The organism is Actinomyces qiguomingii (genome assembly GCF_004102025.1).
GTDB lineage: Bacteria > Actinomycetota > Actinomycetes > Actinomycetales > Actinomycetaceae > Actinomyces > Actinomyces qiguomingii.
Genome location: NZ_CP025228.1, coordinates 152,875 through 173,723 on the forward strand (window position 1 = coordinate 152,875; position 20,849 = coordinate 173,723).

Genomic DNA, 20,849 nt, shown 5'->3' on the forward strand with positions numbered 1-20,849 from the left:
CGACGTAGTGAGTTGACCCTATGGCTACCCCCTTTGATGAGACGAAGATCCCCGCGGCGGGCTTCGACGTCGAGTCGCTGAGCACGACGGCTACGAACCTGAAGGCGAAGGCCGGTGACCTGCGTACTACCGGTTCGGATGTGAAGACCAAGTGGGCCGGTATCCAGAACGTATACAAGGCACCGGAGCAGGAGACCCTGTATGCCGCCATGGATCCGGTGGCGACGGACACCGACACGCTGGCCACCGCCCTGGAGAGCATGGCCGGCTACCTGAGCACCTTCGCGGACTCGATGTCCGGTATCAAGGCGCGGGCGCAGACCTTGAAGAACGATGCCATCGCCTTCAAGGCCAAGATCAAGGACAATCCGGAGTGGGACCACGATCAGGATCTGGTCAATGAGAACAACGGCCTGATCACCACCGCCAACGCCATCCAGGTGGACATGTGGGATGCGGAGAGGACCTGCGCCAACAACATCCGCGCCCTGGACGGCCTGGAGGGCTACCACGCCAACCCCACGGGGGATGACGACCAGCTCGGTTACGGCTACTCGGAGATTCCCGATGACACCGAGGGCCTGCCCTGGGGCAGCCCGGTGGATCGTCAGGACGCCTGCCCGAAGAAGGCTGCTGTGTCAACTAAGCGCTTCCTGTGCGACGGCCTGGTGTGTGAGGGTCTGGGCGGCATGGTCAACGGCGTGCTGAATCTGGGCGGGTTAGAGTTCGAGGGTAGCGATGGCTTCACCCACGACTGGGATCGCGCTGCGTCCACATGGAAAGGCATGAGTATGCTGCTCGGCTTCACCTGGAATGAGGACGGTAGCTATGACGGTTGGCGAAAGGAGACGCTGGGCGACGCCTGGAAGGAGACCGGTAAGGGCATTGTCTGCTGGGACCTGTGGGCGGATGACCCGGCCCGAGCTTTTGGCGGAGCGTTGTTAAATGTCGCTTCGTTCGTGCTGCCCGGTCTGGGAATAGCAACTAAAGTCACCTCCGGAGCCTCCAAGGTGGGTAGGACCGCGCGTTGGGCTGCTGTGGCGGGCAAGGTGCTGAACTACCTGGACCCGCTGGGCATGGTGGTTGATGTGGCGTTGGGCAGGGGTCTTAAGGTTGTTCTGGGTAAGGTTGATTTGAACTTTACTGATCTTGACTTGCCTGGCCGCAGGGGTAGGGCGGATGGCGTCGCTGATGTGAGTGTTGATGTTGAGGCTCGCACTGGTCTGCCTGATGTGGGTGTGGATGTTGATGGTGGGGTGCGGAGCCCACGTACCCACGGTGATGGGAGTAACCGGACTCCGGATGTGGATGGGGTTGATCTGGGGCGCAGCGACGTGGACGTGCCTGGCACGCGGCGTACCCCGGACGTGGACGCCGCTCCTGATGCGCCCGATGCGCCACATGCCCGCGGTCGTGATGGGGGCGACGTGCCGGAGGGCGGCCGTAGGTCGGATGCCGATGCGACGCCCGACGGTGGCAGGAGTCCTGATGGGGATGTGAATCCGGACGGGCGCACCCCCGATGCGGATGCGCCTGATGGGGTGCGTCGGACGCCTGACGGTGATGCGGCTTCTGATGGCGGCCGCACGCCGGACGGGGATGGGGTTGCGTCGGATGGGGAGCGCTCGCCGGAGGTCAAGGACTCGCCCGACACCGAGCAGCGCACGCCGGACTATGATCCGGATAAGGATGCGTTCAACCAGGAGCATCGTCCCAGCACGGAGCAGACGGTTAAGGTTGATGCTGACAGTCCGTTGGTTCCGAAGCCGACTAAGCCCTTTGGTAAGGGTGTGGACTTGGACCCGAATACCTGCTACGAGGTGGAGGGTCGTGGGAAGTACTACACCAATGATGCCGGGGAGATCGTGCATGTGGAGGCGGACTCGGCGGTGGAGCGGCAGACGTGGCTGGGTAGAAGCAGTACTACGATGAATCCGGATTTGAAGGATCCTCTGCCGAATGCGACGTATACGGTGGATGGTAAGTTCCATTACACGACTGATGAGTGGGGTCGTACGGTGCGTCTTCAGGTGGATCGTCTGGATGTGGTGCCCGAGGGTGAACGGTATCGGTCTGAGTCTGCGCAGAAGCGCATCGGCCATTACGGTGACGGTCTTGGTGGTGGTTATCAGGGTGGTCACATGGCTGGAGCGGAGTACGGGGGTCCGCCGGAGGACATTAACGTGGTGCCGATGAAAGAGTCGGTGAATGGTAATCATCCGGGTAGCTTCTACGAGCTGGAGAAGGAGATTGTCAAGAATCCGGACGGGCATCGTAGCATTGACATTACTATCGAGTACGACGGTCCGCCGACGAACGCTGACTCAGTGACCAGGTTGGGGGACGTGAACCCAACAGACAGAGTACCGACGGAGTTTGTTGTTAAGTGGGTGGACCAGAATGGTGTTGTGCAGGAACGGCCGTTCGTGAACCGTGAATGATGCTGTGCCGTGGGTATTGTGAGGAGGATGGCGTCATGAGGAGTGAGATGTCTGCTGAGGAGATGCTCGGCGAGATTGAGGTTGGTCTTGCTGGTTGGCTGAAGAGGGTCGGTGGTGAGCGGGTTGACACGTACATGGTGGGAATAGGGCTGGTGCAGCATCGTAATTCTTGGGTGGTGATCGATGGTGTGAGGGAGTCCGCGGACATCGATTACGAGGTAACCCGTCATATGAACCATTTGCGTGCTGCGCAGGTGGTTCCTGGTTGGGGTGCGTGGACGTGGTGTCGGTTGTGGATGGATGCGTCTGATGGGGTGTTGCATCAGGAGTGTGATTGGATGCGTGAGCCGGATTTTGGTTCGGTGCCGGCGGGTGCTGGTGAGTATGCGATTGAGTTGGATCGGTTTCCGCGTGATCCTGAGTTTGTTCCGGGGTGGTTGGCTGAGCGTGCTGCGGCGTATGAGAAGCGTAAGGAGCGTAATGCTCGCAGGCGTGAGGCTCGTCGTCGTAAGCGTGAGCAGGAGCGCGGTGGTGACTGACCGATTGAGTGTGTTCTGCGGGTGCGGGGGATTCGCCTGATGCCGGTGAGATTGTGCATGTGGAGGCGGATTCGGCGGTGGAGCGGCAGACGTGGCTGGGTAGAAGCAGTACTACGATGAATCCGGATTTGAAGGATCCTCTGCCGAATGCGACGTATACGGTGGATGGTAAGTTCCATTACACGACTGATGAGTGGGGTCGTACGGTGCGTTTTCAGGTGGATCGTCTGGATGTGGTGCCCGAGGGTGAACGGTATCGGTCTGAGTCTGCGCAGAAGCGCATCGGCCATTACGGTGACGGTCTTGGTGGTGGTTATCAGGGTGGTCACATGGCTGGAGCGGAGTACGGGGGTCCGCCGGAGGACATTAACGTGGTGCCGATGCTGAAGGAAAGGAATCGGGGTATCGGCAACACCTATGCTGAAAGTTTCAAGGCGCTGGAGGATGACATTGCGAAGAATCCGGACGCCTACTGGAGCATTGACATTACTATTGAATATGACGGTCCTCCGGCGAACGCGGACTCCGTCACTCGTCTCGGTGATGTCAGCCCAACAGACAGAGTGCCAACTGAGTTCGTTGTCAAGTGGGTTGACGAGGGCGGTGTTGTGCACAGAGAACCATTTGGAAACAGATAGCTAGCACATGATTGCGACGGTACAGAAAAGAGTGTGAGCACGGTGGAGGAATTAACATGGGATGATCTCCGTCGCACAATTGAGGATCTTCTTCATGCATGGTTGAATGAGGTTGGCGGAGAGCGTGTCGACACATACATCGTAGGTATCGGCCGGGTGCAGCACCTTGTTTCTTGGGTGGTGATTGATGGTGTGAGGGACTCTGCGGATGTCGATTATGAGGTAACGCGACTAATGGATCGTTTGCGTGCTGCGCAGGTGTTGCCTGGTTGGGGTGCGTGGACGTGGTGTCGGTTGTGGATGGATGCGTCTGATGGGGTGTTGCATCAGGAGTGTGATTGGATGCGTGAGCCGGTTTTCAGTCGTGCTTCTGGTGATGTGCGTCCGGGGCCGGGTGATTGTTGGAGTGAGTTGGAGCGGTATCCGCGTGATGATGAGTTTATTCCGGATTGGTTGCGTAGGGGGTATGAGGCGGAGTTGAAGCGGCGTGAGCGTAATGCTCGTCGTCGTGAGGCGCGTCGTCGTAAGCGTGAGCAGGAGCGCGGCGACTGAGCCTGTGCTGCTTTGCGTCGTCCTGGGTGAGCCTGGGGCGGTGTCGCGATGTGCCCGGATTTGAGGGATCCGTTGCCGAATGCGACGTATGCGGTGGATCGGAAGTTCCACTACACGACTGATGAGTGGGTTCGTACGGTGCGACTTCAGGTGGATCGTCTGGATGTGGTGCCCGAGGGTGAACGGTATCGGTCTGAGTCTGCGCAGAAGCGCATCGGCCATTACGGTGACGGTCTTGGTGGTGGTTATGATGGTGGTCACTTGGCCGGAGCGGAGTACGGGGGTCCGCCGGAGGACATTAACGTGGTGCCGATGCTGGAAGAAAGGAACCGGGGTATCAGCGACACTTATGCTGAGAGCTTCAAGGCGTTGGAGGATGAAATAGCGAAGAATCCCGACGCCTATCGCAATATCGACATACGTATCGAGTACGACGGTCCGCCCGCCAACGCGGATTCTGTGACTAGGCTGGGGACGTGAACCCCACCGACAGAGTACCGACGCGGTGGAGAGTGCTCTCGCAGGACGCCAACGGGGTGGCAAGGACTCCGGAGACGTTTAGAAATCGGTGAAGGAAAACAAAGGAGATGACTAGCGTGTCTGGAGAACTGCAGTCCGCAGACAAGCTCATTCGAGAAACTGAAGAGTCTATAAGGGGTTGGATTCTCCAGGAGGGCGCAAACCGTATCGAAATAACTATCAACAACATCGGCAGGTATGATCAGTTTGATCCGCAGCTGACTATCGACGGTGTGACGGGTAGAGTCATACCGCCTTACGGCATACGACTGCCGTTCGATGAGCTTCGTCGTGCGCAGGTTATTCCTGGTCGTGGTGCGTGGACGTGGTGTCGGTTGTGGATGGATGCGTCTGATGGGGTGTTGCATCAGGAGTGTGATTGGATGCGTGAGCCGGTTTTCAGTCGTGCTTCTGGTGATGTGCGTCCGGGGCCGGGTGATTGTTGGAGTGAGTTGGAGCGGTATCCGCGTGATGATGAGTTTGTTCCGGATTGGCTGCGTAGGGGGTATGAGGCTGAGTTGAAGCGGCGTGAGCGTAATGCTCGTCGTCGTGAGGCTCGTCGTCGTGAGCGTGAGCAGGAGCGCGGTGGTGACTGAGTAGGTTCTGCGGGTGCGGGGGATTCGTCTGATGCCGGGGAGATTGTGCATGTGGAGGCGGACTCGGCGGTGGAGCGGCAGACGTGGTTGGGTAGAAGCAGTACTACGATGAATCCGGATTTGAAGGATCCTCTGCCGAATGCGACGTATACGGTGGATGGAAAGTTCCATTACACGACTGATGAGTGGGGTCGTACGGTGCGTCTTCAGGAGGATCGTCTGGACCTTGTCGACAAGGACTTGCGATATCGGTCTGACTCTGCGCAGAAGCGCATCGGCCACTACGGGGATGGCCTTGGTGGTGGTTATCAGGGTGGTCACATGGCTGGAGCGGAGTACGGGGGTCCGCCGGAGGACATTAACGTGGTGCCGATGGCGGAGTCGGTGAACGGTAATCATCCGGGCAGCTTCTACGAGTTGGAGAAGGAGATTGTCAAGAATCCGGGCGGGCATCGTAGCATTGACATTACTATCGAGTACGACGGTCCGCCGACGAACGCTGACTCAGTGACCAGGTTGGGGGACGTGAACCCAACAGACAGAGTGCCAATGAAGTTCACGGTTCGTAGGGTGGATGAGCATGGTGTGACAAGGAGTCGGCCGTTCATCAACAGGTAGTGGTGGACCGGTGATGTGCGTAGAAAGGAGTGTTGTGAGTGTCCAGGCTGTTGAACGCCGATGAACTGATGACGCAGGCTGAATCGAATATCCGCGTCTGGTTGAAAGGCGAGTCGAAAGTCGATCGCGTTGACGTTGAAATTCAAGGCATTGGTCTCGTTCAGGACATCCTCGTGTGGGTAACCGTTGGCGGAACGAAGAGCCATAGCAGTATCCCCTACGGTGTTGCAGAGCCTACGATCTCTGACTTGCGTGCTGCGCAGGTGGTTCCTGGTTGGGGTGCGTGGACGTGGTGTCGGTTGTGGATGGATGCGTCTGATGGGGTGTTGCATCAGGAGTGTGATTGGATGCGTGAGCCGGATTTTGGTTCGGTGCCGGCGGGTGCTGGTGAGTATGCGATTGAGTTGGATCGGTTTCCGCGTGATCCTGAGTTTGTTCCGGGGTGGTTGGCTGAGCGTGCTGCGGCGCATGAGAAGCGTAAGGAGCGTAATGCTCGCAGGCGTGAGGCACGTCGCCGTAAGCGTGAGCGGGAGCGGGGTGGTGACTGAGTTGGTTGGGTAGTTCGTCTGCGTCCTGTTACAACCAGTTGTGGCGGGTGCGGTCGCGGCGGGTAAATGCTTTGGTGGTCCGCCGGAGGACATTAATGTTGTGCCGGTGCGGGAGTCGGTGAACGGTGATCATCCGGGTGGCTTCTACGTGTTGGAGCAGAGGTTCGCTAACAACCCGGGCAACTACCGGCACATTGATATCCGTATCGAGTACGATGGCCCGCCCGCCAACGCGGACTCCGTCAGCAGGTTGGGGGACGTGAACCCGGTCGATAGAGTGCCTACCGAGTTTACTGTCAGTTGGGTGGACCAGAACGGAGTGCAATGGGATCTGCCGTTAAGCAATAGACGATCTTGAGGACGTTTGTGATGAGAATATGCGAGGAGGCAACAGACGGTGTCTAATGCAGGAAACCCCCGGGAGCTGTTGGGGGAAATTGAAGCTAGGCTTGCGCGGTGGCTGCGAGAAGAGTCACGTGGAACTCGAGTGGACATTAACATGGTCGGTATCGGTCGGGTGCTGCTTAGAACCGGGACGCTGGTGGTGAACGGTATCGAAGTGCCGGCTCATATTCCTTATGAGGTTGCGGCAGTACAAATGAATCATTTGCGTGCTGCGCAGGTTGTGCCTGGTTGGGGTGCGTGGACGTGGTGTCGGTTGTGGATGGATGCGTCTGATGGGGTGTTGCATCAGGAGTGTGATTGGATGCGTGAGCCGGTTTTCAGTCGTGCTTCTGGTGATGTGCGTCCGGGGCCGGGTGATTGTTGGAGTGAGTTGGAGCGGTATCCGCGTGATGATGAGTTTGTTCCGGATTGGTTGCGTAGGGGGTATGAGGCTGAGTTGAAGCGGCGTGAGCGTAATGCTCGTCGGCGTGAGGCGCGTCGTCGTAAGCGTGAGCGGGAGCGGGGTGGTGACTGAGTTGGTTGGGTAGTTCGTCTGCGTTCTGTGACAACCAGTTGTGGCGGGTGCGGGCGCAGCGGGTAAATGCTTTGGTGGTTCGCCGGAGGATATTAACGTGGTGCCGGTGCGGGAGTCGGTGAACGGTGATCATCCGGGTGGCTTCTACGTGTTGGAGCAGAAGATCGCTGACAACCCGGGCAACTACCGGCACATTGATATCCGTATCGAGTGCGATGGCCCGCCCGCCAACGCCGGCTCAGTCAGCAGGTTGGGGGACGTGAACCCGGTAGACAGAGTACCGACGGAGTTCACCGTCAGTTGGACAGAACAGAATGGCTTGCAGGAACAGAAGAAATTCATGAACAGAGATTAATCGATTATGAGGTCAACGACGGGGTTGAAAACAAGAGATTGGAGCGGAAATGACGGCTAGCGACGGAGAGCTATTGTCCCGTATTGAGGGTGAATTGCGGGTGTGGCTAGAAACGACACAAAGCGATCGAGTGGAAATTGAGACTAATGGCATAGGCCTTACTCAGGGAAATACTGCATTGTTGCTGCGACGCGATGAAAAGGAATCTGTGAGGATTCCGTGGGAAATCAGTTCGCCGCAGGGTAAACTAAGGGCTGCGCAGGTGTTGCCTGGTCGGGGTGCGTGGACGTGGTGTCGGTTGTGGATGGATGCGTCTGATGGGGTGTTGCATCAGGAGTGTGACTGGATGCGTGAGCCGGACTTTGGCTCGGGGGCGGCGGGTGCGGGTGAGTATGCGATTGAGCTGGACATCTATCCGCGTGATCCAGAGTATATTCCGGAATGGCTGGCTGAGCGTGTGGCGGCGTATGAGAAGCGCAAGGCACGTAATGCTCGTCGGCGTGAGGCGCGTCGTCGTAAGCGTGAGCAGGAGCGCGGTGGTGACTGACTGAGTGGGTTGTGCAGGTGCGGGGGACTCGCCTGATGCCGGGGAGATCGTGCATGTGAAGGCAGACTCGGCGGTGGAGCGGCAGACGTGGCTGGGTAGAAGCAGTACTACGATGAATCCGGATTTGAAGGATCCTCTGCCGAATGCGACGTATACGGTGGATGGGAAGTTCCACTACACGACCGATGAGTGGGGTAGTACGGTGCGTCTTCAGGTTGACCGGATGGACGTGGTAGACTCTGACGCGACGTACGAGTCGAAGGCGGTGCAGCGGCGGATCGGCCACTACGGAGACGGTCTGGGTGGGGGCTTCGAGGGTGGTCATCTTACCGGTAAGCGGTTTGGTGATCCGCCGGAGGACATTAACGTGGTGCCGGTGAAAGAGTCGGTGAACGGTGATCATCCGTGTGGCTTCTACGAGTTGGAGCAGAAGATCGCTGACAACCCGGGCAACTATCGGAACATTGATATCCGTATCGAGTACGATGGCCCGCCTGCCAATGCTGGCTCAGTGACCAGGTTGGGGGACGTGAACCCGGTAGACAGAGTACCAACACGGTGGAGAGTGCTCTCGCAGGACGCCAATGGCGTAGCAAGGACTCCGGAGATATTCGGAAATCGGTAAGGGAGATTTGGAGGATGATTAGCGTGTCTGGGGAGCGGCGATCCGCGGAAAGGCTCATTAGAGAAACTGAAGACTCTATGAGAACTTGGAGTCTCCAAGAGGGTGCTAGCCGTATTGATATAACGATCAACAATATCGGTTTATATGGTCAGTTTGATCCGCAGCTGACTATTGACGGTGTGACAAGAAGGGTTATACCGCCATATGGCATGCGACTGCCTTTCGAAGAACTCCGCGATGCGCAGGTTGTTCCTGGTCGTGGGGCGTGGACGTGGTGTCGGTTGTGGATGGATGCGTCTGACGGGGTGTTGCACCAGGAGTGTGACTGGATGCGGGAGCCGGTGTTCGAGGACTCGAGTGCGGGTGCGGGTGAGTACGCGATTGAGTTGGATCGGTATCCCCGTGATCCTGAGTATATTCCGGAATGGCTGGCTGAGCGTGTGGCGGCGTATGAGAAGCGTAAGGAGCGTAATGCTCGTCGGCGTGAGGCGCGTCGTCGTAAGCGTGAGCGGGAGCGGGGTGGTGACTGAGTTGGTTGGGTAGTTCGTCCGCGTTCTGTGACAACCAGTTGTGGCGGGTGCGGGCGCAGCGGGTAAATGCTTTGGTGGTTCGCCGGAGGATATTAACGTGGTGCCGATGCGGGAGTCGGTGAACGGTGATCATCCGGGTGGCTTCGATGAGTTGGAGCAGAAGATCGCTGACAACCCGGGCAACTACCGGAACATTGATATCCGTATCGAGTACGATGGCCCGCCCGCCAACGCCGGCTCAGTCAGCAGGTTGGGGGACGTGAACCCAACAGACAGAGTGCCAACCAAGTTTGTTGTTAAGTGGGTGGACCAGAATGGTGTTGTGCAGAGACGGCCGTTCGTGAACCGTGAATGATGCTGTGCCGTGGGTATGTGAGGAGGATGGCGCTATGAGGAGTGAGATGTCTGCTGAGGAGATGCTCGGCGAGATTGAGGTTGGTCTTGCAGGTTGGCTGAAGAGGGTCGGTGGTGAGCGGGTTGACACGTACATGGTGGGAATAGGGCTGGTGCAGCATCATGTATCTTGGGTGGTGATCGATGGTGTGAGGGAGTCCGCGGATATCGATTACGAGGTAACCCGTGTGATGGATGATTTACGTGCTGCTCAGGTGGTTCCTGGTTGGGGTGCGTGGACGTGGTGCCACTTGTGGATGGATGCGTCTGATGGGGTGTTGCATCAGGAGTGTGATTGGATGCGTGAGCCGGATTTTGGTTCGGTGCCGGCGGGTGCTGGTGAGTATGCGATTGAGTTGGATCGGTTTCCGCGTGATCCTGAGTTTGTTCCGGAGTGGCTGGCTGAGCGTGTGGCGGCGTATGAGAAGCGTAAGGAGCGTAATGCTCGCAGGCGTGAGGCGCGTCGCCGTAAGCGTGAGCGGGAGCGCGGCGACTGAACTGTTGCAGGTTGTCAGTTTGCGTCCGGTTCAGAGATTTGCGGTTGGTGTGGTCGCAGCTGACAAGCACCTCGGTGCTCCGTCGGAGGACATCAACGTGTGGCCGATGAAAGAGTCGGTGAACGTTAATCACCCGGGCAGCTTCTGGGAGTCGGAGCAGAAGTTCGCTGACGACCCGGGAGGGTTATTCATGGGGTGTATGTGAATATGAGTGCGAGTGTGGCGGTGATGGTTTGTGGGAAGGTTTGTATGGGGCGGCGGTAGCCGGTGTGTAGGACGCGCCAGGTCTTGAGGTTGGCGATGGCTCTTTCTACTACGTAGCGGATGCGGTTGATGGAGGTGTTGTAGGCCCTGTCGGCCTCTGGCAGGGGCCCTCCGGGCTGCTTTTTGACCGGGGTGATCATGCCCAGCCCGATATAGCCCTTGTCTCGGATATGGAGGGCGGCAGTGGCGCTGTCGGGCAGGTGGTGGGGCGGGACGTCCAGTAGGCCGCTGGCGCGCAGTGCGGCGGCGTCATGCGTGGCGCCGGGCAGCGGGTCGCCCACCCAGGCGATCGCCCCGGAGGGGGTGCAGGCCACCTGCACGTTCAGCCCGGTGGTGCGGTACTTGCCCGAGAACAAGCCCGGCACGCCCTTCCAGTCCCAGGTTTTCAGCACGGTGCCGTCAATGATCAGGGTTTGAGTGGGGTCGATGTCCTCCACTGTGGGCACGCCCCGTCCCAGGGCATCGGCAATGAGAGCGGTGTAGGAGCTGATGATGCGGGAGGCGGTGGGCTGGGAGATGTCGAAGATCTCGGCCAGCAGCTCCTGGCTGGTGTTGTGCCGCAGGGCCATCACGGTCAGCTTGATGCGCTGGTACAGGCCCAGCACCCGGGAGCCGGCCACCGGCAGGTCCCCCTGGTTGTGCAAGATGGCGCACAGGTCCTGAGGCTGGTGGCGGTCGAGCTTCGTGCTAGCATTCATTACTGACGGTCCGTTCTTCGAGGCTATTCACGGTCAAATGAATCCTCGCAGGAACGGACCGTCCCAACCCTCACCCGCTATACGCGTGTCGCGAACCCCCCCACACCCCCTATGAATAACCCTCCGGGTAACTACGGGTATATTGACATATGTATCGAGTACGACGGTCCGCTTGCGAACGCGGATTCTGTGACTAGGCTGGGGGACGTGAGCCCGGTGGACAGAGTACCGACGAAATTCAGAGTCAGCTGGGTTGACCGTCAAGGTCTTCCTGACGGTCAGTCGTTCGGGAACAGGCGGGTGTAGTGAGTCCAGTGATGCGATACGAAATGGGGTGCGCCGTGGCGGCTAAAGGTGACGCGGTATTCAAGCGGGTGGAGTCCTCGCTTGCGTCATGGTTGTGTGATCAGTCGGATGGAAACTACTTGGAGATTGAGATAGTCGGTATCGGTTTGACGCAGCGCATGAGAGAATGGCTGGTACGCGGCTGTGTGCGTGAGCGTGTGGCGATACCTTACGAAGCAACCTCTATGGTTGATGAGCTTCGTGCTGCGCAGGTGTTGCCTGGTCGTGGGGCGTGGACGTGGTGTCGGTTGTGGATGGATGCGTCTGATGGGGTGTTGCACCAGGAGTGTGACTGGATGCGTGAGCCGGACTTTGGCTCGGGGGCGGCGGGTGCGGGCGAGTATGCGATTGAGTTGGACATTTATCCGCGTGATCCTGAGTTTGTTCCGGATTGGCTGGCTGAGCGTGTGGCGGCGTATGAGAAGCGTAAGGAGCGTAATGCTCGCAGGCGTGAGGCGCGTCGTCGTAGGCGTGAGCAGGAGCGCAGCGACTGAGCCGTTTGGGTGTGAGGTGATTGCTGGCTTTGGTGGTTGATGCGACGTTGGCCAAAGGGACTCTTCGTGTTTGGGGGTGTGGTTTCGGCTCGGGCGTTCCACGGCGTGTTCTGGAGGTGTCGATACGCGGTCCGGAGGTGTTGGGTGCGGAGTCGTAGCGTCGTCGTGGGGTGTGTTGCGTACGTCCCTTCGGCGTTTACTACTCCGGTTAGACCTCTGCTGAAGGCTGCGCAGCCCTTCAACAGAGGCCTAACCGGAGTAGCAGAGTACGAACCGGACTGGTAGACGACCCCGTCCACAGGCACGAAGACGCCGTCGACCTCGCCCGGTGGCCCAGGCAGTAGTCCAAACGCCAGTCCCCCGCCAGCTGACAGCCTCAAACACGAGGAGCCGATACATCTTCAGAACGCGGGCCAGCCGCCGAGGACGTGCTCCTGGGCCGAGTTCTCTAACCGGCCCCACCAATCTGCCCAAACCGAGTCTTCGCGCTGGTGAGTGTGGTGACCGGCGTGTCGCGGGGTGAAGCGCGCCGGTTCGCCGCGGCCGACTTGGCCGCCCCGACCGGCGGTCGCGATTGTGTGATCGCAGTCGGGGCGAAGGGATTCGACTCGACTGGTTCGAGACTGACAGACGCTGTTCGTGCGATTGAGGAGATGGCAGACGCGGGTACCGGGGGCCAGATCGTGTTCGCTGCGGTGGAACGTGACAAGTGCAGCCCTGGAAGTCATGTCGGACGAGCGTGACGCACACGACCCTGATTGATGGTGCTGCGCGTCCGCGTTCGGGGTAGTGTCGTTTCTATAAACAGCGACTTCGGGTCGTCCGCAGGCAAGATCGAGGTAGGAGCTCATGACCGAGTGGTCCTTCGAAGCACAGATGCAGGCCGTCGAGACGCTGTCCGACGCCTGCGTACGTTGGATGCGCTCCGCCCATGTGGAGGAGATGTCAATCGAGGTGCAGGCCGTAGGTGCCCGCGCCGGCGTGCGCAGCCGCGCACTGCGCTCCTCCGGGCTGATGCGGCGCGGCGGCTGGGAGGACAACATCGTGCCCCGGGAGGTTGTCGAACCCGCTGTCAAGGTGCGCATCGCCATGGCCCGGCCGGGCGGCGGCGCCTGGACCAAGGGCGTGTTCACCATGAATAAGCAGGACTACCAGCTGATCTCCGACTTCGACTACGACCACGAGCCCATCCTCAACCCGCCCTACACAGCCGAGGACGTCGCCCAAGAGCTGGAGCTGTTCCCCCGCGACCCCAAGGCGATGCCGGACTGGATGAAGCTGAACCAGTGAACAGCCCCTACCCGGACTATCCGAGTTCTCCCCACTACCCCGCGCAGCAGGCCTCGCTGCCGCCAACACAGGCTCAGCCCACACCCGGCGGCCCATACCTGGCGTATCAGGCGCCGTACCCGGTCCCACCAGGGACGCCGCAGCAGGTACCGTATCCGCCCTACGCCCAGCAGCACTACACGGCGGCCAAACCCCGGCCCACCGCCGCAATCGCCTGGTTCATGGGGCTATTCGTGTTCGCCTTCTATCCCGGCATCGGAGCGATCATAACGTCGGTCATTATGATCGCCGTCGGCTTGAACTGCCGTAAGGATCCCGAACCCGTAAGGACGAATGGCACGGCAGCCGCCAACTGGGGCCTCAACTATTTGCTGGCCACTGTGCTCCTCCTGGGCAGCTTCCTCTACTACATGATCGCGATCCTGCCCGGACGAGGCTCAGATGACTTCCTACCATGGGGACTGCCAGTCGTGGCCTGGCTGCTCATCTCCCTGTTTCACATCATCATCTCCATCGCCTTCGGTGTGCGGGCAAGCCGCGGCAAGGTCGTTCCCTTCCGCGGCATCCCCTTCATCAAATAGCCGGGACTCCACCAGCTGGGGGCTGGCGCGAAGTGGCTCTTTGCGTGGGGGCGGAGGGAGTGCGGGCCTATGCACACCGCCGGCCCCGGCATTGCAGCCTTGGCGCACGTGGGAGAGCAGGCGGTCCCGCCCACAGGCCCGGGGTCAGGCACCGTACACGCTGTCACACCGCCTACCTACCACCGCACCCACAAACACGAACAGCCCGTAAAGCTCACTCACCCGTCGGCGTGAAGTTCCCGACCTGAGCCAGGCGGGGCTTGCGGCCGCGGCGCACCCACCAGCCGCGTCCGGCCCGAAGATGTTCCGCCCGCACCCCGCCGATCAGTGCGCCCTCACCGCGGTCGCCGTCCATGATCAACCCCGTCGCCCCGGTGTCCCGCAGTGCCTGCAACAACTGGTCATACAGGGCGCGCGACGCACCCGCCACCGGCCGGGCCAGCACCACATTCAAACGCAGATCCCGCGACGAGGACAGGAACGGAATGATCTCCCCCAGTGGCCCGGTGCCACCCGAGGACAAGATGTCATAGTCGTCCACCACCAGCACGATCCGCGGCCCGTCCACCGCACGCCCCGCCGCCAGCGCATCGGAGCGCCGGCGCAGCTCCTCGGCGATCGACGCCGACAGTCCGCCGGCCAACGCAGTGGAGGTCGCATGCCCGCCCAAATACGCCTCCGGACAGGCCGCGGCCGTCGTCCGCCGCACGTCATAGACGGCCATCACCAACTCATCGGGCGTGTACCGCTCCACCAGGGACTCGATCACCCCGCGCAGAACCGTGCTCTTGCCGCAGCCCGAATCGCCCAGCACCAGCAGGTGCGGATCCCGCCCGGCCAGATCCAGATTGATTGGCGTCATCGTGTCCTGGAACAGGCCCAACGGCAGCAGATCCGGCGCCTGCTCGCCGTCGGGCAGGTCTGCTGGATCAATGCTCTCGGGCAGCATGCGCACGGGCGCGGGCGCCGGCCCCGACCAGCTCTTTGCGATCAGCTGCGCCATGGCCGCCAACATCATGCCCACGCCCCGAGACAGGTCCGCGCCCTCGGGCACAGGCAGTGCCACCTGGGCGAACAACTTATCCGTGCGCAGCACCCGCCCCGGCGTATCCGCCCGCAAGGTGGCCGAGAGCTTGCGCGCCACCAGGGAGTCCGCCGGATCATTCAACCGCAGCTCCAGGCGGGTGCCCACCAGCGACTGCTGCGACATGCGCAGATCGTTGCCCCGTGAAAGCGTCATCACCGCATGCACTCCCAGGCCGCCGCCGCGGCGCAGCACCTCATCCAACGGCTCCTCCAACTCCGGGAAATCCGAACGCAGCAGGCCCAGGCCGTCCACCAGCAGCACCACGTCGGCACTGGCCAGTTCCGGCACCTCGCCCGCGGCATGCCGGGTGCGCAGCACCTCCAGAGAATCGATGTGGTGCGCCGCCAGCACCCGTTCGCGCTTATCCAGCATCGCCACCACCTCCTCCAGCACGCGGCGCATGCGCTCGCGGTCCCCGCGTGTGGCCACACCGCCCACATTCGGCAGCGCCGCCAGCCGGGACAACCCGCCGCCGGTGGCGTCCACCCCGTAGAAGGCGAGTCGATCGGGGCCGTGCGTCAGCGCCGCCGCCGTGGCCAGCGTCCACAAGAAAGTGGTGCGGCCGCTCTGCGGTGCCCCAACCAAGGCCACATGCCCGCCGCCCACCGTCAGGTCCAGCAGCCACGGCTGCTGGCGTTGGTGTGCGGGATCATCCACCAGTCCCACCGGCACCCTGATGCCGGGGCCGGGCGGGGCCGGCGCCCGCAGGCCGACGCCGTCGCGCCTAAGCGGCCCGCCCAGCACCGCCGTCAGCGGCAGCTGCGCGGGCAGTGGCTCCAGCCATACCGGCGGCATCGGCTCGGCGGCCCGGCTGAGCTGGGAGACGACGGCGTCAACCACCGTCTCCCGGGTGGTGTGCCCCTCCGGGACCGCCATCTGGGCGGCGGCCGGCTCCTCGGTCTCCAGGCCGTTGTGAACCGGCAGCAGCAGCGGCAACTGCTCCTCCCGGTCGGCGGGGGTGGGCTCGGCCTCCACCTGCTCAACGGGGCCGGAGACGTAGCCCGCCCGGAAACGCGTGTAAATGCTGGTGTCCACCTTCAAGTACCCATACCCCGGTGAGGCCGGCAGGTGGAAGGCGTCCGGCACGCCGATCACCGTGGAGGACTCCGCCTCGGTGAAGGTGCGCAGGCAGATCCGGTAGGACAGGTAGGTGTCCAGGCCTCGCAGCTTGCCACCCTCAATACGCTGGCTGGACAGCAGCAGGTGCACGCCGATTGACCTGCCGATACGCCCGATCGTCAGCAGCAAATCCACGAAGTCAGGATTCGCCGTCAGCAGCTCCCCGAACTCGTCGATGATGACGAACAGGTGCGGCATGGGCGGCATCTGTGGATGCTCCTCGCGCAGCCGCCGGTAGTGGGCGATATCGGGGGAGGAGCCGGCGTCCCGCAGCTGCTTCTGTCGGCGCACCACCTCACCGGCGATCGACGCCCGCGCCCGCTCGATCAGCCCGGCGTCGTCGGCCAGATTATCCATCAGCCCCACCACGTGCGGCAGGGAGGCAAAGGGCGCGAAGGCGGCGCCGCCCTTGTAATCGACCAGAATCATGGACAGGTCCTGCGGGCCGTGACTCACGGCGAGCGCGGTGACCAGGGTGCGCAGCAGCTCCGACTTGCCCGAACCGGTCGCCCCCACGCACAGCCCGTGGGGACCCACGCCCAGCTGGGCAGACTCCTTCAGATCCAGCAGCACCAGCTCGTGATTGTCATCGGTGCCCAGCGGAACCCGCAGGAAGTCGCGGGCGGGGCGGGGTCGCCAGGCGGCGGGCACGTCGATGCTCCTGGGATCATCCACCCCGAGCAGGTCGGCCGGGGAGGTGGCGGAGGTCTCCTCCACCTCCCGCTCGGCGGCCGCGCCCAGGGATAGGGGCGCCAACGCCCGGCACACCCCCTCCGCGGCTGCCGGACCCAGCTCGTCGGGGGTCACCACGGTGGGCGGAAGCGGGGCGGCGTCGGGGTCGATCCTGCCTGTGGCATCGACGGCGGGCCGCAGATCCTCCACCAGCACCGTGCCGTCCTCGCGCACCGTCAGCCGCAGCGACGGGTCAGAGGGCTCATCCAAACGGTCGGTGACCAGATGCAGGATGGTCGCCCCCACGTCCTGCGCGCGCAGGGAGGCGTCGGGGATGGTCAGGGACTGGGCCGTACCGGCGTCGTCGACGACGGCGAGCAGACGGGCACGGCGGTTGTGCGGACCGCCCGCCCCGATGCGCGCCACCCGGGCGGCAGCCTTCGCGGCGGCGGCGATCTCGGGGCGCAGCACCCGCTCCAGATCAGCCTGGTCCGTGCCGATCCGACGCATGGCCACCGGACCGTCGAAGGCGCCGTGGATGCGCAGGTGGGGGAGTCGGGACACGCCCTCCCAGGCGTCGGCCACGGACTCGTCATAGGCCAGCGCCATATGCAGATCCTCCGGGGCGTGATGCACCGCGGCCTGCACCAGCAGGGTGCGGGCCAGCGCCCGCGTCACCTCCTTAGGGCCGATGACCGACACCTCGCCAGCGGCGTCAAGATCAATGGTGGCGGGCATGGCGTACTGGACGGCGTAGCTGTCAACCAGGGTCCGCGCCTCCTGCACCAGCAGGGGGTCGGCCTGGGCGACGGCGTCGGAGCGGGGCATGGCCGCCAGCGGGTGGGGCAGGTCGGCGGTGCCCAGGCGCAGGCGCAGGAAGTCGCCGTCGTTGCGCCGCCGCTCCCAACGGTGCCCCGAGGACACCGCCCAGGCCGCCAGCGCCTGCGGGGCGGGATCGGCCCGGTACGCCCGGCGACGCAACTGTCCGGCGGTGGATTCCAGGGCGCGGGCGGAGTCGGCCAGGGAATCCAGGTAGCGTTCGCGCCGCTCACGGCGCTGGCGTGCCTGCCCGTTGCGGCGGGACATGGTGGCGGCCAGCATGCCGATCATGGTCACCAGCATCACCACCGCGCCCAGAACCGCGAAGATCAGGTTGGAACGCAGCAGCGTCATCATCAGCATGGACGAGCCGGCTCCGGCCAGGGGCAGCATCATCTGGAAGGGAAAGGCCTGACCCGCACCGGTGTCGGTCAGCTGCGGCGGCACCGGCAGAACGATCGGCTCGGGCAGATCCAGGGGGCGGTGCGGACGCCCGGGGCGGTGAACAGTGCGGATCATGCCTCGCCTCCCGCAGCGACTTCTCCGGTGATTCGCACGGTCTGGGCGGCCGCGTCCACGGCGCGGGCGGCCAGGGCGGCGACGGCGACGGCGGTGCGACGCCGCAGAGGTGAGGGGCCGGGACGCCGCAGCGCGGGGTCGTAGGGGATCAGCGTCTCATCCGCCTCCGGGCGCGGTATGAGCGGATGCCCGGGAGTGGTGGCGACAATCGCGTGCAGCACCACGGGCAGGGGCCCGCCCGCAATCCCCGCGGAAGGTGCGGCCGCGGTGGGAGCCGCCCCGTCCGCCCTGGCCTTGGCCGCGCGGTCGGCGAGGGCCGCCTTAAGCCCTTGCAGGCGCTCGCGGGTACGTTCCACCTCCCGGCGTCGTGCCGGACTGACTACCACCACGGCGTGGTGGAGTGGGGCGATCTCGGCCAATTCCTCGGGGGGCAGCAGGCCGGTCTCGGTCAGGCACGCGTCGAAAAAGTGCCCCAGTTCGCGCCGCACCTGGTGCCACGACGGCGGTAGGTGCGCGGCACCGGGATCCAGCCGTAGGCAGGAGGTCAGGCCGTCCGGCCCGCAGCCGGCCGCCCCGCGCAGTGCCGGTCCCAGCTGCGCCGGGGGAACCGCGGTGGGAACCGGCTCCTCCAGGGGCCACCTGCGGGAGAAGGAGAGGCGGTCAGCGGCGGTGTTCGTACCCGGGGAGGCCGACAGCAGCAGCGCCGGTGCGCGCCTGGCGCGGGTCAGCGCCCCGGTGATCTGCAGGGCCACGGTGGTCGACCCGCATGCCGGCACGGTCGGCACCACCGCGATGCGGCAGGTAAGGGGCAGTGGCTGCACCAGGTCCTGGTGCGTCTGTGTGGCGGTGCTGCGCCAGGCGGCCGCGCCGGTCAGAGCCAGGGCGCACAGGTCGAGCGGTCGGCGCAGACTGTCCATGCGGGCGGCGCCGCCGCGGCGCGTGCCAGCGGGGCCGAGCACGGGGGCGGTCATGAGAAGAGTCCCAGAAGGTGGGTGAACAGCCCGTCGAGCCCACACAGCAGCGGCACCGTGGCGACGGTGGCGACGGTCTCCAACAGGTCTCCTAGGCGCCGCAGGCGCACACGGGTCTGATCCGCGCTCCGATACAGGGCGGCGGCCGCCAGCGCCACCACGGCCGCGGCTAGCAGCGCGGCGCGCTGCGACCAGGGCAGCGGCGAGGCCAGGATCAGCGGCGCCGGCAGGCAGGCCAGCCACAGGGCGATGACCTCCGCCCGTAGCGGGAAGGCCCGTGAACGCAGCGCCACGGCGGTCACGACCGCCACCGCCAGCCACCATCCCCACGGATCGTCCTGCCATGCCAGATTCGCCGTGGCCCAGGCCGTGGCGGCGGCCGCCACCAGGCAGGTGACCAGCAGGGAGTCATGGGCCGCGATCAGGCTGCGGCGAGCGCGATCGCGTGGCGGCAGCACCCCGGTCAGGGCCGTGTCGTCCAGGCGGGCCGCACCGGAGACGATCAGCGCTATCCACGGCAGTGAGCCGGTCAGTACCAGGGCCAGCAGCGCCAGGAATCCGTAGGCGAGCTTGGTGCTGGGTGACAGGGCGGCCACGAGTATCCAGCCGCCTTCGGCTCCGAGACCTACGGCAGCACCGGTGATCCATCCGGTGCGCCCGCGCGCCAGCCCCATAGCGGCCGTGACCAGCAGGAGCAGGGCCAGGGCGGCCAGTCCTCCGGACTCGGTTCCCAACGCCACCAGAGTCAGGCATTGTGCCGCCAGCACCCCCAGTAGCAGGCACAGGCAGATGATGTCGGCGCCCGCCGGGCCGATGCCGCCGCGGTGGAGCGCAGCCACGGCGAACAGCACGACCAGTGATGCCAGCGCCACCCAGGCGTGCGCCGTCACGGACAGGTCCTGCAACTGGGGCCACAGGGCGAGCGCGGTCAGGACACCGATGATGATGCCGGCTCCGCGCGACCGGTCTGTCGGACGCCACCTACCCGCATGCGCCTCGGTCAGGTCCGCCATCGCCTCACTGAGGTCGGATACGCGTGCTGGCGGCGGGATTGCGTCGTCCGCGACAACACGCAGGATCTCGCCGTCCAGGACCTCCTGTGCGGCCAGATCCAGTTCCGGGTCCACCAGGCGGCCGTCGGCGCGCACCAGATGAGTGGTGGTCGGCGCTCCGGAGTGCTCGGGCGTGCCGCCCAGCAGGGACAGCAGGGTTGGCATCTGGGTGCCTACCGGCTCGGTTGAGGGGAGCACCATCTCGGCGCGCGACCTCTCCGCCACCAGCGTTACGCGCGTGTAGGGGATCATTGATCTGCTTCCTGGGTTGCTTCCGGTACGGCCTCCGGCGTTCCTGAGGGTGAGGGGCGCCAGGTGGCGCCGTCGGTGGAGGCGTTCCCGCCGGAGGGGTTGCGGGTGGAGTCGAAATGCGTGGAGACGTAGGCGTAACCCACGCAGGCGCTGCAGGCCAGGGCGGCGACCACCAGCGATGCGATCAGTCGCGGCGCCTGCGCCCGGCTCCTGCCCGGGGTGCGGCCGTGCTCCAGGGCGTCACGCAGGCGTGCATGGTGCACCCGTGCGGAGTCGAGAACCGCCTGTTCGTTCTCACGCGCCATGGACGCTCATCTCGGGGCCGATGCGGCCGGCGGCCGGCGCGCCACCGGTGGCGCGGGCGTCTGA

At 63.5% G+C, this 20,849-nt stretch carries 23 protein-coding genes; 18 read left to right on the forward strand and 5 right to left on the reverse strand.

Annotated elements, in window-relative coordinates:
• Window positions 1–20: 20 nt before the first annotated feature.
• The 15 genes from CWT10_RS00670 to CWT10_RS17195 all read left to right on the forward strand — a co-directional run bounded on the left by CWT10_RS00670 (window position 21) and on the right by CWT10_RS17195 (window position 10,317).
• Window positions 21–2,441 carry a DNA/RNA non-specific endonuclease gene (locus CWT10_RS00670; RefSeq protein ID WP_128683179.1) on the forward strand — a complete coding sequence of 807 codons (2,421 nt, stop codon included), beginning with the start codon at window positions 21–23 and terminating at the stop codon, window positions 2,439–2,441.
• Between the two features lie 47 nt (window positions 2,442–2,488).
• Entirely contained in the window at window positions 2,489–2,980 is a 492-nt protein-coding gene (locus tag CWT10_RS17185; RefSeq protein WP_233188037.1) for a hypothetical protein, read from the forward strand.
• Between the two features lie 116 nt (window positions 2,981–3,096).
• Window positions 3,097–3,618, forward strand: a complete 522-nt coding sequence (locus CWT10_RS00680) for a DNA/RNA non-specific endonuclease (RefSeq protein WP_128683180.1) — start codon at window positions 3,097–3,099, stop codon at window positions 3,616–3,618.
• 33 nt (window positions 3,619–3,651) lie between these two features.
• A complete protein-coding gene (locus tag CWT10_RS00685; RefSeq protein ID WP_128683181.1) occupies window positions 3,652–4,170 on the forward strand; it encodes a hypothetical protein in 519 nt (172 codons plus the stop codon).
• A 48-nt stretch (window positions 4,171–4,218) separates the two neighbouring features.
• Window positions 4,219–4,650 (forward strand): DNA/RNA non-specific endonuclease, encoded by a 432-nt coding sequence (locus CWT10_RS00690; protein ID WP_103062878.1) that lies wholly within the window; start codon window positions 4,219–4,221, stop codon window positions 4,648–4,650.
• A gap of 116 nt (window positions 4,651–4,766) precedes the next feature.
• Window positions 4,767–5,285 carry a hypothetical protein gene (locus CWT10_RS00695; protein WP_128683182.1) on the forward strand — a complete coding sequence of 173 codons (519 nt, stop codon included), beginning with the start codon at window positions 4,767–4,769 and terminating at the stop codon, window positions 5,283–5,285.
• A 108-nt stretch (window positions 5,286–5,393) separates the two neighbouring features.
• Window positions 5,394–5,903, forward strand: a complete 510-nt coding sequence (locus tag CWT10_RS00700) for a DNA/RNA non-specific endonuclease (protein ID WP_128683183.1) — start codon at window positions 5,394–5,396, stop codon at window positions 5,901–5,903.
• 38 nt (window positions 5,904–5,941) lie between these two features.
• On the forward strand, window positions 5,942–6,451 hold the full coding sequence (locus CWT10_RS17190) for a hypothetical protein (protein WP_233188116.1): 510 nt from the start codon (window positions 5,942–5,944) through the stop codon (window positions 6,449–6,451).
• A 706-nt stretch (window positions 6,452–7,157) separates the two neighbouring features.
• A complete protein-coding gene (locus CWT10_RS00710) occupies window positions 7,158–7,370 on the forward strand; it encodes a hypothetical protein (protein ID WP_128683184.1) in 213 nt (70 codons plus the stop codon).
• Between the two features lie 40 nt (window positions 7,371–7,410).
• The gene (locus tag CWT10_RS00715) at window positions 7,411–7,725 is read left to right on the forward strand and encodes a DNA/RNA non-specific endonuclease (RefSeq protein ID WP_128683185.1); all 315 of its coding nucleotides are present in this window, start codon (window positions 7,411–7,413) and stop codon (window positions 7,723–7,725) included.
• Between the two features lie 346 nt (window positions 7,726–8,071).
• Window positions 8,072–8,272 carry a hypothetical protein gene (locus CWT10_RS00720; protein WP_233187983.1) on the forward strand — a complete coding sequence of 67 codons (201 nt, stop codon included), beginning with the start codon at window positions 8,072–8,074 and terminating at the stop codon, window positions 8,270–8,272.
• 55 nt (window positions 8,273–8,327) lie between these two features.
• A complete protein-coding gene (locus CWT10_RS00725; RefSeq protein ID WP_128683186.1) occupies window positions 8,328–8,897 on the forward strand; it encodes a DNA/RNA non-specific endonuclease in 570 nt (189 codons plus the stop codon).
• Between the two features lie 287 nt (window positions 8,898–9,184).
• A complete protein-coding gene (locus CWT10_RS00730; RefSeq protein ID WP_233187984.1) occupies window positions 9,185–9,427 on the forward strand; it encodes a hypothetical protein in 243 nt (80 codons plus the stop codon).
• A gap of 97 nt (window positions 9,428–9,524) precedes the next feature.
• A complete protein-coding gene (locus CWT10_RS00735) occupies window positions 9,525–9,782 on the forward strand; it encodes a hypothetical protein (RefSeq protein ID WP_103061780.1) in 258 nt (85 codons plus the stop codon).
• A 46-nt stretch (window positions 9,783–9,828) separates the two neighbouring features.
• Window positions 9,829–10,317 carry a hypothetical protein gene (locus CWT10_RS17195; RefSeq protein WP_233187985.1) on the forward strand — a complete coding sequence of 163 codons (489 nt, stop codon included), beginning with the start codon at window positions 9,829–9,831 and terminating at the stop codon, window positions 10,315–10,317.
• 188 nt (window positions 10,318–10,505) lie between these two features.
• On the opposite strand, the gene CWT10_RS00745 is transcribed toward CWT10_RS17195, so the two are convergent.
• Entirely contained in the window at window positions 10,506–11,279 is a 774-nt protein-coding gene (locus tag CWT10_RS00745) for a transposase family protein (protein WP_128683187.1), read from the reverse strand.
• Between the two features lie 641 nt (window positions 11,280–11,920).
• Between CWT10_RS00745 and CWT10_RS00750 the strand changes: the two genes are divergently transcribed.
• From CWT10_RS00750 to CWT10_RS00765, 3 genes are all read left to right on the forward strand, one after another.
• Window positions 11,921–12,118 (forward strand): hypothetical protein, encoded by a 198-nt coding sequence (locus tag CWT10_RS00750; protein ID WP_128683188.1) that lies wholly within the window; start codon window positions 11,921–11,923, stop codon window positions 12,116–12,118.
• Between the two features lie 849 nt (window positions 12,119–12,967).
• Complete coding sequence (locus CWT10_RS00760) at window positions 12,968–13,408, forward strand: hypothetical protein (protein WP_233188070.1); 441 nt, start codon at window positions 12,968–12,970, stop codon at window positions 13,406–13,408.
• Entirely contained in the window at window positions 13,405–13,989 is a 585-nt protein-coding gene (locus CWT10_RS00765) for a DUF3824 domain-containing protein (RefSeq protein WP_103062521.1), read from the forward strand. The genes CWT10_RS00760 and CWT10_RS00765 overlap by 4 nt, the downstream gene beginning before the upstream one ends.
• Window positions 13,990–14,203: 214 nt before the next feature.
• Here the strand turns inward: CWT10_RS00765 and eccCa are convergent, their stop codons facing one another.
• From eccCa to CWT10_RS00785, 4 genes are read right to left on the reverse strand one after another with little or no spacing between them, the layout of a single operon-like run.
• Window positions 14,204–18,205, reverse strand: a complete 4,002-nt coding sequence (eccCa, locus tag CWT10_RS00770) for a type VII secretion protein EccCa (RefSeq protein WP_103062520.1) — start codon at window positions 18,203–18,205, stop codon at window positions 14,204–14,206.
• Window positions 18,202–19,176, reverse strand: a complete 975-nt coding sequence (locus tag CWT10_RS00775) for a hypothetical protein (RefSeq protein WP_103062519.1) — start codon at window positions 19,174–19,176, stop codon at window positions 18,202–18,204. Before CWT10_RS00775 ends, eccCa begins: the two co-directional genes overlap by 4 nt.
• A complete protein-coding gene (locus CWT10_RS00780; RefSeq protein ID WP_103062518.1) occupies window positions 19,173–20,480 on the reverse strand; it encodes an EsaB/YukD family protein in 1,308 nt (435 codons plus the stop codon). Before CWT10_RS00780 ends, CWT10_RS00775 begins: the two co-directional genes overlap by 4 nt.
• Window positions 20,477–20,785: a hypothetical protein gene (locus CWT10_RS00785; RefSeq protein WP_103062517.1), complete on the reverse strand. Its 309-nt coding sequence runs from the start codon at window positions 20,783–20,785 to the stop codon at window positions 20,477–20,479. The genes CWT10_RS00780 and CWT10_RS00785 overlap by 4 nt, the downstream gene beginning before the upstream one ends.
• Window positions 20,786–20,849: the final 64 nt, after the last annotated feature.

What these genes read in the sequence shown, in the direction of transcription:
- CWT10_RS00670 (WP_128683179.1), top strand. Translation starts at nt 21, where the DNA reads ATGGCTACCCCCTTTGATGAGACGAAGATCCCCGCGGCGGGCTTCGAC.
- CWT10_RS17185 (WP_233188037.1), top strand. Translation starts at nt 2,489, where the DNA reads ATGTCTGCTGAGGAGATGCTCGGCGAGATTGAGGTTGGTCTTGCTGGT.
- CWT10_RS00680 (WP_128683180.1), top strand. Translation starts at nt 3,097, where the DNA reads ATGAATCCGGATTTGAAGGATCCTCTGCCGAATGCGACGTATACGGTG.
- CWT10_RS00690 (WP_103062878.1), top strand. Translation starts at nt 4,219, where the DNA reads ATGTGCCCGGATTTGAGGGATCCGTTGCCGAATGCGACGTATGCGGTG.
- CWT10_RS00700 (WP_128683183.1), top strand. Translation starts at nt 5,394, where the DNA reads ATGAATCCGGATTTGAAGGATCCTCTGCCGAATGCGACGTATACGGTG.
- CWT10_RS00710 (WP_128683184.1), top strand. Translation starts at nt 7,158, where the DNA reads ATGCGTGAGCCGGTTTTCAGTCGTGCTTCTGGTGATGTGCGTCCGGGG.
- CWT10_RS00720 (WP_233187983.1), top strand. Translation starts at nt 8,072, where the DNA reads ATGCGTGAGCCGGACTTTGGCTCGGGGGCGGCGGGTGCGGGTGAGTAT.
- CWT10_RS00730 (WP_233187984.1), top strand. Translation starts at nt 9,185, where the DNA reads ATGGATGCGTCTGACGGGGTGTTGCACCAGGAGTGTGACTGGATGCGG.
- CWT10_RS17195 (WP_233187985.1), top strand. Translation starts at nt 9,829, where the DNA reads ATGTCTGCTGAGGAGATGCTCGGCGAGATTGAGGTTGGTCTTGCAGGT.
- CWT10_RS00745 (WP_128683187.1), bottom strand. Translation starts at nt 11,279, where the DNA reads ATGAATGCTAGCACGAAGCTCGACCGCCACCAGCCTCAGGACCTGTGC.
- CWT10_RS00750 (WP_128683188.1), top strand. Translation starts at nt 11,921, where the DNA reads ATGCGTGAGCCGGACTTTGGCTCGGGGGCGGCGGGTGCGGGCGAGTAT.
- CWT10_RS00760 (WP_233188070.1), top strand. Translation starts at nt 12,968, where the DNA reads ATGACCGAGTGGTCCTTCGAAGCACAGATGCAGGCCGTCGAGACGCTG.
- eccCa (WP_103062520.1), bottom strand. Translation starts at nt 18,205, where the DNA reads ATGATCCGCACTGTTCACCGCCCCGGGCGTCCGCACCGCCCCCTGGAT.
- CWT10_RS00775 (WP_103062519.1), bottom strand. Translation starts at nt 19,176, where the DNA reads ATGACCGCCCCCGTGCTCGGCCCCGCTGGCACGCGCCGCGGCGGCGCC.
- CWT10_RS00780 (WP_103062518.1), bottom strand. Translation starts at nt 20,480, where the DNA reads ATGATCCCCTACACGCGCGTAACGCTGGTGGCGGAGAGGTCGCGCGCC.
- CWT10_RS00785 (WP_103062517.1), bottom strand. Translation starts at nt 20,785, where the DNA reads ATGGCGCGTGAGAACGAACAGGCGGTTCTCGACTCCGCACGGGTGCAC.